Origin of the sequence: Nocardioides sp. J54 (genome assembly GCF_000519005.1) — a bacterium.
Classification (GTDB): domain Bacteria; phylum Actinomycetota; class Actinomycetes; order Propionibacteriales; family Nocardioidaceae; genus Nocardioides.
Map to the genome: position 1 here is coordinate 71,513 of NZ_JAER01000014.1, position 14,739 is coordinate 86,251.

The 14,739-nt window shown below is 73.1% G+C and carries 7 protein-coding genes; all 7 read right to left on the reverse strand.

The window, feature by feature from the left end:
• Positions 1-50: 50 nt before the first annotated feature.
• Genes NOCJ54_RS0111780 through NOCJ54_RS25380 form a run of 7 tightly spaced genes read right to left on the reverse strand, consistent with a single transcriptional unit; the run spans position 51 to position 14,722 of the window.
• Positions 51-2,582 (reverse strand): transglutaminase domain-containing protein, encoded by a 2,532-nt coding sequence (locus tag NOCJ54_RS0111780; RefSeq protein ID WP_157514879.1) that lies wholly within the window; start codon positions 2,580-2,582, stop codon positions 51-53.
• On the reverse strand, positions 2,579-3,862 hold the full coding sequence (locus tag NOCJ54_RS25370; protein WP_051485768.1) for a DUF58 domain-containing protein: 1,284 nt from the start codon (positions 3,860-3,862) through the stop codon (positions 2,579-2,581). Before NOCJ54_RS25370 ends, NOCJ54_RS0111780 begins: the two co-directional genes overlap by 4 nt.
• Before the next feature lie 4 nt (positions 3,863-3,866).
• Positions 3,867-4,838, reverse strand: a complete 972-nt coding sequence (locus NOCJ54_RS0111790; RefSeq protein ID WP_028655666.1) for an AAA family ATPase — start codon at positions 4,836-4,838, stop codon at positions 3,867-3,869.
• 30 nt (positions 4,839-4,868) lie between these two features.
• A complete protein-coding gene (locus NOCJ54_RS0111795) occupies positions 4,869-11,003 on the reverse strand; it encodes an Ig-like domain-containing protein (RefSeq protein ID WP_157514880.1) in 6,135 nt (2,044 codons plus the stop codon).
• Positions 11,000-12,478, reverse strand: a complete 1,479-nt coding sequence (locus tag NOCJ54_RS25375) for a serine/threonine-protein kinase (RefSeq protein WP_051485769.1) — start codon at positions 12,476-12,478, stop codon at positions 11,000-11,002. The genes NOCJ54_RS0111795 and NOCJ54_RS25375 overlap by 4 nt, the downstream gene beginning before the upstream one ends.
• A gap of 4 nt (positions 12,479-12,482) precedes the next feature.
• Positions 12,483-13,877, reverse strand: a complete 1,395-nt coding sequence (locus NOCJ54_RS0111805; RefSeq protein ID WP_028655668.1) for an FHA domain-containing protein — start codon at positions 13,875-13,877, stop codon at positions 12,483-12,485.
• Positions 13,874-14,722 carry a PP2C family protein-serine/threonine phosphatase gene (locus tag NOCJ54_RS25380; protein WP_198020192.1) on the reverse strand — a complete coding sequence of 283 codons (849 nt, stop codon included), beginning with the start codon at positions 14,720-14,722 and terminating at the stop codon, positions 13,874-13,876. The genes NOCJ54_RS0111805 and NOCJ54_RS25380 overlap by 4 nt, the downstream gene beginning before the upstream one ends.
• Positions 14,723-14,739 lie beyond the last annotated feature (17 nt).

Sequence of the window (14,739 nt, forward strand, 5' to 3'; positions counted from 1 at the left end):
AGTACTCCCCCGAGAGTCGCGGGCCCGGGCCCGCCACGGTCCTTGTCCGGTCAATTGCCGCGCTTGAGGCTAGCAGCCCGGCGCCGCTCGACCCGCTGGCGCAGGGCGGTGCGCGCCTTCGCCACGGGCGGCAGGCCGGCCACGGCCCGGCCCACGGCGCGACCCGCGCGGGACAGCCGGGAACGCAGGTGCTCGACGGCCGGTCGCCACGGCACCGAGGCCAGCGAGAAGCGGGCGACGACCCGGCGCCACCACGGCGTCTCCTTGCGGATCCGCTTCAGCGCGGTGTCCACGTCGGACCAGTACGCCTGCGCCTCCTCCGGCGTCGGCTCGTCGGTGCCGTAGACGTGGCGGTCGGCGGTGTGGGCCAGCGTCACGACCGGTACGACGTCGTACCGGTCCGCGGCGGCGTAGGCACTCTCGCGGCGGGTGGCCCCCGGCGCCGGTCGCACGCCGAGGTCGCGCATCCGGTCGGAGAGCTCGCGCCAGGCGCCGGTCAGCCGCACCGTCGCGTCCGGCGCGCGGCGACGTCGCCGGCGGCGCAGGAACTTGTAGAGCAGCACGCCCCACAGGGGCAGGGTCAGCAGCGCTAGCTTCGCGATGTCGAGGACGATCCCGAGGATCGTGCCGAGCACCTCGAGCAAGTCGATGTTGGACCGCTCGCCGTCGCCTTGCTGGAGGTTGTCGCTGGCCTCCTTGGGCTCGCCCGGGATTCGCGGCGGCTGCAGGACCTGCGGCTGCGGCTCCTCGTTGGGCTCGTCGTTGGGTTTGCGCAGCTTCTGGTCCTCGGGCGGGGTCGGGTCGAAGGGCACCCAGCCGACGTCCTCGAACTTCACCTCGGTCCACGCGGTGACGTGCTCGCCCCGCACGACGCCCTGGCCCGGCGGCACCTTGAACCCGATGACGACCCGGATGGGCAGGCCCATCTGCTGGCCGATCAGCGCCATCGCGGCGGCGTACTGCTCGGCGTTGCCGACGGGCGTGGCGGTGCGGGTGAGCACCGCGAGCCGGCTGAAGCCGTGCCCGGACGGCGTGAAGTCGTCGAGGCCGTCGGAGTAGTAGCCGCGCTCGCGGAAGGCGTCGCGCAGGAACATCGCGACCTCGCCGTCGGAGCCGCCGTCGAAGCCCATGGCGACCGCCCACCGCTCGACGCGCTCGACGAGCTCCTCGGGCACGACCTTCGGCGCCGGCATCGCCACGGAGCTGTCCGCCCGCAACAGCCGGATCTCCTCGTCGGAGAGCGCCGGCGGCAGCTCCGCGTCGATCTGGAAGGCGGTGCCCTCGCGCACGCCGCCGATCTGGGCGACGGTGCCGGTCTCCCGGTTGATCACCAGCTCGCCGGCCGCGTCACCGTCGACCTCGCCGCCCATCAGCGGCGTCATCGACAGGGTCTCGCCGACGCTGGGCACCCACACCCCGGTGTAGCCCCCGATGGTGATCGTGCCGCGGTGGGTCGCCCGGAGGTTGGCCTCCGGGTCGTTTCGCAGCCGTCGGAAGGTCCCGGAGTCATGGACCGCGCCGGGACCGCCCGACACGTTCCAGACGATGCCGTCGTAGTAGTCCATCGTCGCGAGCCGCACCAGCGTGCCGCTCTCGAGGCCGTCGACGGTGAACAGCGTCGTGCCGGAGCGCACCGGCGGCTTCTTGTAGTAGCGGAACTTGGCCAGCGGGCTCGGGTAGTCGCGCGGGTCGAACGGCGGGTCCACGTGGTCGCGCAGCACGACGCGCTGCTCGCCGGCGTCCGACATGGCGGTCAGCCCGACCGCCGCCCCACCGGCGACCGCGACGACGGCGAGGGTGCCCGCGATGCGTCGGCCCCAGCGCGCCTTGACGTGCCGCTGGGCCCGCCAGCGCAGCCAGACCACGCCGATCGCCGCGCCCGCCAGGCCGCGGGTGAGGCTGGCCTCGGCGGTGATGTCACCGAAGGCGCAGGCGACGACCAGCACGACCGCGAGCACGAGTCCGGCGAGGCCGGAGCGGCGCGTGCGCCAGAGCAGGATCGCAGCCACCAGCCCGCCGAGCAGGCCGAGCAGGAGCGGGGCGATGAGCACCGTGCCGGTCTCCGCGAGGGGCACCGGCAGGGTCAGCGACTCGCGCCAGGTGTGCACGGTGCCGACGACGAGGTCGCGCAGCGAGTCGGCCGTCGGCAGCACCCCGTTGCGCGCGCGGTCGGGCACCACCACGGCCGAACCGATCGCGAGGTAGGCCGCCGCCGTGGTGAGCAGGGTCAGCCAGGCGCCGAGCCGCAGCCGCGCGCTCAGCCACGCGATCGCGACGCCGACGGTGAGGCCGGCGACCACGGCGACCAGCCAGCGCTCGCCGACGTAGGCCGCACCCAGCGGCCAGGCGCAGAGCACCCCGAGGCCGATGAGCAGCACGGCGTCGACGAGCGCCAGCCACCACGACGGCAGGGTGCCGGGCCGGCCCTTGCGCTGCGGCACCACCACGACGGGTCCGCTGGCGCTCGCCTCGGCGGCGCGCACCGGCGGACCGGGCGGCGGGCTGCCGGGCGGAGGGCCCGGGGGCCGGGACGGCGGGGGCGGCGGCGGGGGCGGCGGGCCCGGCGGGTGCACGGCGCTCATGCCGAGACCCTCCGTACGGCGACGCCGAGCTCCTCGAGGCGCCCGACCGTGGCGACCGCGAGGTCGCCGAGCCAGCGCACCGACGGCTCCTCGCCGAGGATGCAGCGCACGGCGATGACCCGGGTGTCGACCGGGAGGTACTGCCGGGCGCGGCGCAGCTCGGTGATGCTCACCCCGGAGCCGATGCACAGCACCATCACGCTGGCGGCCAGCTCGTCGACGCTCAGGTAGCGGGCGACGTCGACGAGGTGCTTTGCCTTCCAGTCGTACGTCAGCCCCGACAGGCCGTCCAGGAAGCGCTGGGCCGAGGACGACGGCAGGGACCCGTGGGACGCGGCCGCGCTCAGCTGCTGGCCGTCGGCGAGGGCCTGCGTGCCGAGCGAGCCGGCGATGGAGATCGCGAGCTCGAACTCGTCGTCGGAGACGTAGTCCTCCAGCCGCGAGCTCACCATGGTCAGCAGGTGGGAGCGCCGGGTCTCCTCGAACTGGCGCACCATGAGGGTGCCCGTCTTGGCGCTCGACTTCCAGTGGATGTGGCGGCGGTCGTCGCCGGCGACGTAGCCGCGCAGGGCGTGGAAGGAGACGTCGTTGTCGGAGACCTTCGGGACCGTCCGGCCCTCCAGGTCACGGACCAGGCCGGCGGCCGAGCCCTCGACGCGCAGCGTCTTGGGGTGCACGTAGAGGGTGTCCATCTCGCTCAGCCGGCGCTCGCGCCGCAGCAGCCCGAGCGGATCGGCGCGCACGGCGGTGACCGGGCCGACGTCGAGGACGGCGCGGTGCGCGGTCGGGATGGCGAAGAGCTCCTCGTGGACGGCCCCGGGCGCGAGCGAGGGGAGCTCGAAGGCGGCGCGGCCCGCGCCGACCGGGAACTCCACGACCAGCTGCCGCGAGCGGCGGCCGGTCGGGTTGCTCAGGGTGAGGTAGCCGTTGGCCCGCTCCCCCACGATCACCCGGTCCCGGGCGAGGTCGAGGCGCGCCGCCAGCGGCTGGCGACCGATGACGAAGAGCACCGCGATGAGCAGCAGCAGGGCCAGGAAGGCCCCCGCCACGAGGAGCTCGCGCCAGTGCAGCATCGGCGCCGCGACCAGGAGCGCCACCGCGAGCACGCCAACCACCCAGCCGGCCTCGGTGACGGTCTCGGTGAGGGGGCGCACCGCCGTCCGGAGGCGCTGGGTCCGCCGCGCGAGGTCGTCGCGCAGCTGCCCGGTGACCGCCTGGCGGCGCCGGGAGAGGACGGCGGGCAGGCGCCGGAGCGCCGATGCCCTGCTGCGGAGGCTCATCGGGTCAACGTCCTGCGGGCTCCAGCGGCACCGACACGCGCTCGAGCACGCGGCGCACGACGTCCTCGGTCGTCGTGCCCCGGAAGTCCTCCTCCGGGTCGAGGACCATGCGGTGCGCGAGGACGGGGACGGCGAGGGTCTTGATGTCGTCGGGCACGACGTAGTTGCGGCCGTACGACGCCGCCCACGCCCGCGCGGCGCGGACCAGCGCCTGCGCGGCACGCACGCTGGTGCCGAGGACGACCTCGGGCGCCTCGCGGGTGCCCTCGGTGATCAGCGAGACGTACTCGAGGACGGCGGGCTCGACGTGCACCTGCTGCGCCAGCCGGATCAGGTGCAGCACGTTGTCGCCGCTGATGATCGGGTTGAGGACGGCCGCCTTCTTCCCCTTCGGCGCGTGGGTGAGGATCTGCACCGTGCTCTCGTGGTCGGGGTAGCCGAGCGAGGTCTTGATCAGGAACCGGTCGAGCTGCGCCTCGGGCAGCCTGTAGGTGCCGGCCTGCTCGATCGGGTTCTGCGTCGCGATGACGATGAACGGCTGGCCCACCTGGTGGGTGATGCCGTCGACCGTCACCTGGCTCTCCTCCATGACCTCCAGCAGCGCCGACTGGGTCTTCGGCGAGGCGCGGTTGATCTCGTCGGCCAGCACGACGTTGGAGAAGATCGGGCCCTTGTGGAACTCGAACTGCTGGGTGCGCTGGTCGAAGATCGTCACGCCGGTCACGTCGCTGGGCAGCAGGTCCGGGGTGAACTGGATGCGGTGGTGCTCGCCCTGGATCGTCTGCGCGATCGCCCTCGCCAGCGAGGTCTTGCCCGTGCCCGGGTAGTCCTCGAGGAGCAGGTGCCCCTCCGCCAGCAGGGTGACGAACGCGAGCCGGACGACCTCGGTCTTGCCGACGATCGCCTGCTCGACGTTGGCGACGAGCTGGGCGAAGGTCTGCGAGAACCACTCGGTCTGTTCGGAGCTGAGCGACATGGACTGCCTTTCGTGGACGTGCTGGGGGAGCTAGTTGCGGGAGATGGAGACGTTGGAAAGGCCGGGCGACCCGACGGTCAGCGTGCCGGGCGGGGTGAACGAGCAGCTGGACCCGCCGACCCGGAACGTCTTGTTGTGGCCGCTGACGACCTGGTTGAAGTCGCAGTTCTCGGCGGTGTAGCCCAGCGCCCCGGGGTCGACCGTGATCGGCGCGCCGGCGGCCGGGAACCCCTCGACCTTCACCTCGGCGCCGCAGGCCCCGATGATGCAAGGGGCCTTCCAGCGCAGCGTCATCTCCCGCATCTTCGAGGACGCCGTGAACGAGACCACGTCGCTGAACCTCCGGTCCTGGCTGGCGGACGAGACCGTCTGTGCCCAGACCGTCACGCTGTCCCCACCCTGGTTGACCTGGTCGTCGTAGTAGCGGTCGCCGTCGGTCCACGGACCGTCCGGTCCGGTGAGGCTGTAGCGCACTCCTTCCACGCTGCGCCCGTTCGCGCCACCTTCGTCGATGCGCAGGTCGATGGTGTAGTACCAGTTGCTCACGTTCCTCGCCGTCGGCGGGAACGGCTTGCCCCACGTCGCGATGCCGTTGACCGTGGCGTCCTGGCCCTGGACGTTGCGGTCGCCGTTGCGCGTCACCGCCCACACCCGCACCGAGTGCGAGGTGCTGTTCGCCGAGAACCGCACGTTCACGCCGCCGGCGCCGGGCGCCGACCCGACCGTCATCGTGGGTCCGCCGGACAGCGGCTCGACCACGTAGTGGGAGATCGGCAGGCCGCCGTCGTCGGCCGGGGCCTCCCACCCGATCTTCGCCGTGCGGTCCTCCGGCGACGACCCGATCTCACGCAGGTTCCGCACCGGCGCGGCCTTGGTCCACGGGCGCCCCGAGGCGCTCGGGCTGGGCTGGCTGGTGCCGGCGTCGTTCTTCGCCGCGACGGTGAACGTGACGGTGTGCCCCTTGCGGATGCCGTCCTTGCCGTCGAAGGTGCGCGACGTCGTGGAGCCGTCGACCTCGTAGGTCGACTGGCTGCAGCCCTGGCAGCGCAGGACGTACCTCGACACCGGGTTGCCGTTGCTCTGCGACTCCGACCACGCGCTCCACTCGATGCGCACCCACGGCTCGCTGTTGAAGGGCGAGTCCTCGCTGGCGGTCAGCTTGGGGGCCTGGCCCGAGCGCAGCGGGGCCCCGAAGGGCACGACCGGCTTCGACGGTGCCGAGAACTCACGCTTCGGCTCCACCGCGTTGACCGCGCGGATCTCGAAGGCGTACGGCGTGCCGTTGGTCAGCCCCGGGATGATGTAGGAGCTGGCGCTGCCGGACGCCGTCCAGGTGCGGGTGCTGCCCGCCTCCTTGATCTCGTACGACGTGATCGGGGAGCCCTCGTTCTTCGGCGGGGTCCAGGTCAGCTTGAGCTGGCGGTCCATCTTGTCGCCGGTCGGCGCTCGCTCGGTGACGATCGTCGGCGGCGTCATCAGCTCGGGCGCCTTGTTCGGCACGATCTCGTCGGACTCCGGGCTCGCCTTGCTCCAGCCCTCGCTGTTGCGGGCCTTGACGGTGAACCGGTACGCCTGGCCCGGCGTGAGGCCGTCGAGGCGGCAGGTGGTGACGGTGCAGGTCTTGCGGTAGCCGTTCGACCCGCTCACCTCGTACTCGGTGATGGCGGCGCCGTTGGCGTCGGGCTCGCGCCACGACAGGACCGCCGACGAGGCCTCGACCGAGGACAGCACCGGCCGGTCGGGGGCGTCCGGCTCGGAGATCACGGTGACGTTGATCCTGGCCACGACGTCGCGGGCCCGGTCGCCGGAGGCGTCGGAGACGGTGACGCTGATCTGCGAGGTGCCCGACGAGGTCGGGGTGAACCACACGGTCGACCCCTCGGTCCGCACGTCGGCCAGCCGGCCGTCACCCTCGACCCGCGGGTTGCTCGCCTCGATCGGCTTGTCCGGGTAGGGGTTCACGGCCGATGCCGAGAGGTCGACGGCGGTGGCCTCGCCCTCCTCGGCGTTGACCGAGATGTCCGGGATCTGCAGCGTCGGCAGGTTGCTGCCGACGATGCGCGCGGTGATCGTCGCGCTGACCTGCCCGCCGTTGCCGTCGTCGGCGGTGACCCCGATGTCGAGCGACTCGCCGTCCTCGGCGCCGCGACCGGCCTCGATCGACAGGATGCTGTCGTCGATGTCGGTCGAGAGGCCGTCGGGCGTGGAGGTGACCGACCAGGTCATCGACTCCAGGTCGTCCTCGTTGGCGTCGCGGGTGAGCCCCTCGAGGTCCACCTCGGCGGGGTCGCCCTCGGCGGTGACGTCGACCGCGGCGTCGCGCATCGTCGGCGCGACGTTGCCCGAGGGCTTCACGTCGATCGGCACGGTCAGCAACGACTCGAGGGCGGCGTCCTCGGCCGTCGTCCTTCCGTCGGTCACCTTGACGGTCACCGACGCGGGCCCGACGTGCCCCTTGGCCGGGCGGAAGGCGAGCGAGGTCTCCTCCCCCTCGACCGGCGTCACCGACCCGTTGACCGCCGTCGGGTTGCTGTCGGGCGTGATGTGCACCTCGCGTCCGGCGCGGGTGACGACGAGGTCGCGCAGGTCGAAGACGGTGCGCTGGTCGGCGGGCACCTCGACGGGCACGAGGTCCTCGTTGGTGGTCAGCTGCGGCGGCACGTTGTCGGTGCCGGTCACGAAGACCACGCCGTAGGTGGAGGTCGACTCGTCGTCGGCGTCGTCGAGCGTGTAGAGCACGATCTGGTCCTCGGCGGCGAGCTTCACGCGGACGACGCTCTCGTCGTCGACGTCGCAGTCGCCGCCGCTGCCGGCGTCGCAGTCGGTCACCCTCAGGTCGACCTTCGCACCGTCGAAGTCGAGGTCGTTGTCGGTCACCGACACCTCGACCCAGTCGCCCGGCTCCTTGCCGATGATGTCCCCCAGGTCGGCGACGTCGTCGTGCGCGATCGGCGGGTAGAACGGCGCCTGGGTGCTCGCGGAGACCTTGAGCACGGCGCTGTCGGTCGCGCCCGCGGCGTCCTCGATCGTGTAGCCGATGTTGGTCGGGACCGAGGCCCCGGAGTCCGGCGCCTTGCCGACCTCGACCTCGACGAAGCCGTTCTCGTGCTCGGCCGGGGTCGAGTCGTTGAGCTCGCGGATGCGCAGCGGGTCGTCGTCGGGGTCGACGTCGTTGGTCAGCACGTTGTAGGAGATCGTCCGGTTCGGCTGGACCAGGACGCTGTCGTCGAGGGCGACCGGCGGCTGGTTCTGCGGCTCCTCCGGCACGACGCCGACGCGGACCTCGGCGACGCCCGTGCCGCCGTACTTGTCCTGCACCTGGATCTGGAAGAAGTCGGTGCCGCGCTTGCCCTCGAAGGCCTCGTAGCGGATCCAGTCGACGCCGGTGTCGACCACGCGGCCCAGCGACGGCGCGGTGAGGATGCTGCGGAAGGAGACCGCGTCGCCGTCGGGGTCGGCACCGACCAGGTCGATCGGGATCACCTTGGGGCGCCCACCGATGACACGGTCGATGATCGGCTGCGGCACCGGCTTGTTGTTGTTCTTCGCCGAGTCCGGGACCACGTAGATGCTGACCTCGGCCGAGGCCTTGAGCCCGTCGTTGTCGCGCACGCCGTAGATGACCGAGTAGGTGCCCGGCTCCTCCGGGGCGCGCATCCGCAGCGCGTCGCCGGCCACCCAGACGTCGACGTCGCCCTTCTCGAGGTCGGACTGGAACAGCCGCGGCTTGCCACCGTCGGGGTCGGAGTCGTTGGCGAGCACGGGGATCGACGTCACCGCGCCGGCGCGGACCGTCACCTGGTCCTTGTTCGCGATCGGGTGGCGGTTGGCGTCGCTGGAGCTGCGCTGGGCGATCACGAGCGTGCCGGTCGCCGAGCTGCGCCCGTCGGAGACGACGTACTCGACCGTCACGGGCTTGCCGACCAGGTCGGTGACCGCGCTGACGACGGCGAGCCGCTTCTCGACGACGGACACCTTGACGCCGGGCACCGACGGTCGGCCGATCCGGGTGACGACGAGGACGTCGCCGTCCGGGTCGAGGTCGTTGAGCAGCAGGTCGACCTGCGCCGTGGCGCCGCCGGTGACGGTCACCTTGTCGCGCACGGCGACCGGGGGCCGGTTGTCCTTCGGCGGCGACTCGATGTCGAGGCGGATGAAGGCCGACTTCGTCGCGGTCGAGTTGTAGGCGGAGTACTCCAGGTAGTAGGTCTTCGCCGTCGCCGCCTGGAACGTGAAGGTGCCGGAGTCGAGGTCCTTGCTGATCTGGGTGCCGGCGTCGTCACCGACGACCTTGACGTCCTTGAGGGCCAGCTCGCCGCCCTCGGGGTTGCGGTCGTTGGCCAGCGGCTGGACGACCACCTGGGTGTCCGCGACGCCGGAGGCCAGGTCGGCGACCAGCTCCGGCGGGGCGCCCTCGGCCACCACCTTCACCGGCAGGCTGCCGCGGTAGACGTCGATGCCGTCCTCGATGACGTACTTGACCTCGCCGGTGGAGCCGGCAGCCCCGTCGTCGGTGTAGGTGAGCGTGCCATCGGGGCGGAACTCGACCTCGCCGCCGCGGGCGGTGGCCTCGGTGAGGGTGAGGTCGTCGCCGTCCATGTCGTAGAAGTCGGCGAGCAGGTACATGCTCGCGGTCGCGCCCCGGGCCACGGTGAGCTCCGGCTTGCGGTCCTCCATGAGGCCCGGCTTCTCGTTCTGGTTGGAGTCGCGGATCTGCAGGGTGACCCGCGCCCGCACCTGCTGGTTCACCCGGCCGTCGGTCACGTAGTAGTAGAACTGCGACTCGCCGCTCGCGTCGGAGGGTACGGCGACCTGCAGCTGCGTGCCGCCGCCGACGATCTTGACCTCCAGCTCGGGGCCGGCGAGGTGCTCGGTCTTGACGATCCGGATGATGTCGCCGTCGGGGTCGTGGTCGTTCATCGCGACGACCGGCAGCACCGTGGAGCGCCCGGGCCGGGCACCCAGCTCGTCGTCGACCGGCTCCGGCGGCCGGTTCTCCTGGTCGGGCGTCTCCTCGGTCGTCTTCTTGATCTTCGACCGGTTCTCGTTCTGCGGGTCGACCTGCGGCCAGTTGTCGATCTTGGCCTTGCCGGGCTGCTGGACCAGCCACGCGTCGCCGGTGCGCACGTCGTTGAGGACCACGACGTTGCGGTTGACGCGGAAGCGCAGCTCCGCGCCCTCCTGCATGTCGCTGATCGGGTCGGTGTCGTCGTCCTCGTCGTTCGGGCAGTCGCGCAGGTAGTTCGGCGGCGAGACCGACGACCAGGCGGCGTAGACGCACCCGGTGGAGGGCAGCACGACGGGCGCGGCCGGGGAGCCGGACGGCTGGAGGTCACCCACCCGGTCGAGGTCGCCCCCGTCGAGCGGGGTGCGGAACAGGCCCTCCCGCGTGGCGACGTAGACCTCGTCGCCCTCGGCCGAGGGCTCCTGCAGCTCGACCTCGGTCGGGTCTGCAGCCTCGACGGCGACGGCCTCCGCGCCCGGACGGGTGAGCTCGACGGTGGTGCGGTTGAACAGCACCGGGGTGTCGTCGACGACCGTCAGCTCGAGCATGAGCGGGTTCGTGCCGACGTCCTCGCCGAGGTCGATCGCCTCGCCCTTGCTGGCGTTGCCGTCGCTGCCGACGTCGAACGGGGTGGCCCTGCCCTCGCGGTCGAGCACCCAGGCCCGGCCGTCGGGCGAGACGGTGGCGGTGACCGCACCGGTCATGACCGGCTTCGCGGTCTTCTCGGAGAAGGCGTTGAAGCGGCTGGCGGACTGCACCCACGCCTTGCCCTTGACGTGGTCGACCACGGCGAAGGTCTTGCCGCCGTGCGCGACGACCGCGTCGGCCGGCAGCTCGGTGGGCTCGAGCGTGGTGGCCCGGGTGACGTCGACCGGCTTGACCGTGCGCTCACCGGCGGCGTCGTCGACGTAGACCGACGTGGCCCGCTGGAAGATGTCGAAGTCCGTGCTGGCCGCCTCGACGCCGAGGTCGAGCTCCTCGATCTGCGGGTTGAGGCGGGCGGTGAGGCCGAGCTGGTGGTTGGTGACCCACACCCCGCCGTCGTTCAGCTCGACCTCGGTGAACGGCTTGCCGTCGTACTTGAAGGCGAGCACGACCAGCGTGCCCACGACGAGCGCGAGCACCGTGCCGGAGGCCGTCCGGCGCCACCGGCGCCTCATCGGCCCACCGCGCAGACCGGTCGGGACAGCGGCGACCCGCTGGACTCGGGCCGGACGACCGACACCTGCAGGCACACGGTGGAGCCCGTCGGCACGGTCACGCTGTAGCTGGTGTCCTGGAAGATCTGGGCCTTCGAGTCCTCGTGGCCGTCACCCGAGAGCACCACCTTGTACTCGTCCTCCTCCTGGGGGTCCTGCGGCACCCAGCGGAAGGTCCAGCGGGTGCCCTTGCCGGTGACCGAGACCTGCGGCGTGGCCGGGGTCTCCGCGCCCTTGACCGGGTCGGCGGGCTTCTCCCCGCGCAGCGTGCCCGTGTCGGGCTCCTCCGGCTCGCCGCCGGCGAGCAGCGCGTAGCCCACCCCGCCGAGCACCGCGAGCGCGAGGACGCCGGCGACGACCTTGGCGAGCGGGCCCCGGCTCGGCTCGTCGGTACGGCGCGGGGGCGTGTCGCCATACGTGCTGCTGCCCGTGGCGGCGCGGGCGCCGGGGATCCGGGTCTGCTCGTCGACGGCCGGCTGCACCGGCGCGGGGCGGGCGCTCACGGCGGCCGGGATGATCACCGAGACCGGGCGGACCAGGGTGCGCGCGTCGTTGGGGTGCTCCTCGGCCAGCGCCGTCGGCGAGGCATCCATGACCTCGAGGCGGGTCGGCGACTGGCGCAGCTCGATCTGCACGTCCTGCAGCTGGCGGCCGAGCACCATCGCGGAGACGGGTCGCTTGTCGACCTCGACCGACATCGCGCGGCGCAGGATCGACACCAGCGAGGCGGGCACCTCCGGGCGGCGCAGCGGGCTGAGCTGGCCGCGCTCGATGCGGTGCATCAGGCTGGCGTTGTCGTTGGGGGCGTCGCGGCGCTCGACCGGCGGGTGGCCGATGAGCAGCGAGTAGAGCGTGGCGGCGAGGGAGTAGACGTCGCTGCGGACGTCGTGGCTGTCGGAGTAGAGCGCCTCCGGCGGCGACCACGGGATGGAGAGGCCCTGCCCGGAGGCACCGCCCTCCCCCACGACCGACGCGATGCCGAAGTCGGTCAGCAGCGGCACCCCGAAGGTGCTGGTGAGGATGTTGTGCGGCTTGATGTCGCGGTGCAGGATCCCGGCCCGGTGGGCGGTCTCGACCGCGCTCGAGATCTTCACGCCGATGTCGAGCACCTCGGCGACCCCGAGCGGCTGGGTGCGGTAGCGCTGGGCGACGTGCGGCGGCGGGCAGTACTCCATGACCAGGAACGGACGCCCGTCCGAGCTCACGCCGGCCTGGTAGATCGGCACGATCGAGGGGTGGTTGGACAGCTGGGCCATCACGTTGGCCTCGGCGTGGAAGAGGGCGAGCGCCGCCGCGTCACCGCCGCTGCGCAGCACCTTGATCGCCACCTGCCGCGTCGGCAGCTCCTGCTGGTAGCGGTACACGTCGGCGAAGCCGCCCGCACCGACGAGGTCGATGAACGAGAACCCGGGGATGTGTGGCGGCTGCATGCTCATCCCCTCACCTCTCCCGGGACGGGACGACGGTCGCGGTCAGCCCCTTGGACAGGGTCAGCACGTCGCCGACGGTCACCTCGGTGGCGACGCCGTGGTCGAGCGCGAACGGGGCGCGGCCCTTGCGCGCGAGCAGGGTGCCGTTGGTCGACAGGTCGGTCACCGTGATCCGGACGCCGTCCGAGGCGACCTCGAGGTGGGTGCCCGAGACGTAGGGGTCGTCGACGGTGACCAGCGCCGGCAGGTTCGCGCTGCCGCCGACCTGCTGCACGCGCGGGCTGCGCCCGATCAGCACGCGGCGGCGGATGCTCACCACCCGACCGGTCGAAAGCTCGAGCGCGAGCGCGGAGCGCGACGGCGCGGACTGGGTGCCGCCACCCGGCAGGCCACCCGGCAGGCCACCCGGCAGAGCGCCGGGGCCGGTCGGGACGGACGGCGTGCGGCCCTCCGGCGCGGCGTCGTCGGGGCCCGGGCCGGTGGCGGCCGGGGCCGGCGGGACGGGCACGCCGGGGACCGGGGGTACGCCGGGCACGCCGGCCTGGCCGGCGCGCAGGGCCTGCAGCTGGGCCGGGGTGATCGTGTGGCCGTCGTGGTCGGCGTCGCTGGCCGGCGCCATCGCGTCGGGAACCGGCCGGCTGGCGGGAGGCGGGGTGACGCCGGGCGGCGGCGGACCGGGCCGGGGCGGTCCCACCGGCGGGGCCATCGGCGACGGCGTCGGCGCGGCCGGGGTCGGCGGGGTCGTCGGGGTCGGCGGGGTCGGCGGGCCCGTCGGGCTCGGCGGCGGGGCGACCGGGCCCGGGGCGACCGGGCCCGGGGCGACGACGGGGGCCGGTGCGGGCTCCGGGGTGGCGGGGGTGGCCGGGGTGGCCGGGGTCGCCGGGGGCGTGCGCAGGACGGTGTGCTCGGGGGCGGGTGCGAACGCCGGCTCCGGCTCCGGCTGCTGCGGGGACGTCGAGCGGGGCGCGGACGCCAGCGCGGCTCCCGCCGTACCGGTCGGGTCCCAGCGCACGCCGGCGCTGAGCACGACGCCGCCGGTGAGCGGCAGCAGCGGCCCGGCCAGGGTCGACCCGACCGGCGCGACCTCCACGACGTCGCCGTCGGCGAGGGGCAGGGTGAGCTCGGTCCACCGGGTCGCGTCGCGGCCGTCGGCGGAGATGCTGCCGATCCGCACGGACAGGGCGCCGCGGACCAGGATCCGCGCGGCGTCGCCCGAGACCCGGACGACGGCGAAGTCGGAGGCGTGGTCGAGGGAGCCGTGCGAGATCGCCTCGACCACGCCGGCCGGGTCGAGGCCGGTGTCGACGAGGCCGGCGAGGTCGGCGAGCCGGTCCCGCCCGGCGACGACCACGCCGTCGGGGGTGACCAGCGTCGAGAGCTGCCCGACGACGTACGCCGCGCTCACTGCTCCACCGCCGGGAACGGCTGGGTGCGCTCGGTGGCGCGCTCGACCTCGCCCTGCACGTCGACGACCACGACGGTCACGTTGTCGTGCCCGCCGGCGGCGACCGCGGCGTCGACGAGCGCCATCACCGTCTCCTCGGGCGCCTGCTCGGTCGAGAGCAGGTGCACCAGCGCCGTGTCGGAGAGCTCGGAGGTGAGGCCGTCGGAGCAGAGCAGGAGGCGCGAGCCGGGCTCGGCCGGGACCAGCGCGAAGTCGGCCTCGGAGCTGGTCAGCGCGCCGATCGCGCGGGTGATCACGTGCCGCTCGGGGTGGCCGATCGCCTCGTCGCGGGTGATCTGGCCGGCGTCGATGAGCTCCTGCACGACCGAGTGGTCCGTCGAGATCTGCTCGAGCCGGCCCTGGTGGAAGGAGTAGGCGCGCGAGTCGCCGAGGTTGGCCACCAGCCAGTAGCCGAGGTCGTCCTGGAGCACGTAGGTCGCCGCGACCAGGGTCGAGCCGGGCGCGGAGGTGAACTCGGCGGCCAGCGCGGCGACGTGCACCTGCGCGGTCGCGATCGCCCGCTCGACGTCGTCGGCCTCGACCCGGTCGAGGCCGGCCAGCGGCTGGAAGGCCTCGACGACGAGGCGGCTGGCGACGTCGCCCCGGGCGTAGCCGCCCATGCCGTCGGCGACGAGGAAGACCGGGGGCGCAACCAGGGAGGAGTCCTCGTTGTGGGAGCGCAGGAGGCCGGGGTGGCTGGCCGCGGCGTGGACCAGGCGGGTCGCGCAGCCGGGGACCTGCCACGACTCGACGCCCGTCGTGTTGATCCGCACCTGTACCCCCGAGAGCATCCTTGTCGGCCCCACCCTCCCTTCTACCAAGT

Coding starts and splice junctions, on each gene's coding strand:
- NOCJ54_RS25375 (WP_051485769.1), bottom strand. CDS start 12,478: ATGAGCATGCAGCCGCCACACATCCCCGGGTTCTCGTTCATCGACCTC.
- NOCJ54_RS25370 (WP_051485768.1), bottom strand. CDS start 3,862: ATGAGCCTCCGCAGCAGGGCATCGGCGCTCCGGCGCCTGCCCGCCGTC.
- NOCJ54_RS0111780 (WP_157514879.1), bottom strand. CDS start 2,582: ATGAGCGCCGTGCACCCGCCGGGCCCGCCGCCCCCGCCGCCGCCCCCG.
- NOCJ54_RS0111795 (WP_157514880.1), bottom strand. CDS start 11,003: ATGAGGCGCCGGTGGCGCCGGACGGCCTCCGGCACGGTGCTCGCGCTC.
- NOCJ54_RS0111790 (WP_028655666.1), bottom strand. CDS start 4,838: ATGTCGCTCAGCTCCGAACAGACCGAGTGGTTCTCGCAGACCTTCGCC.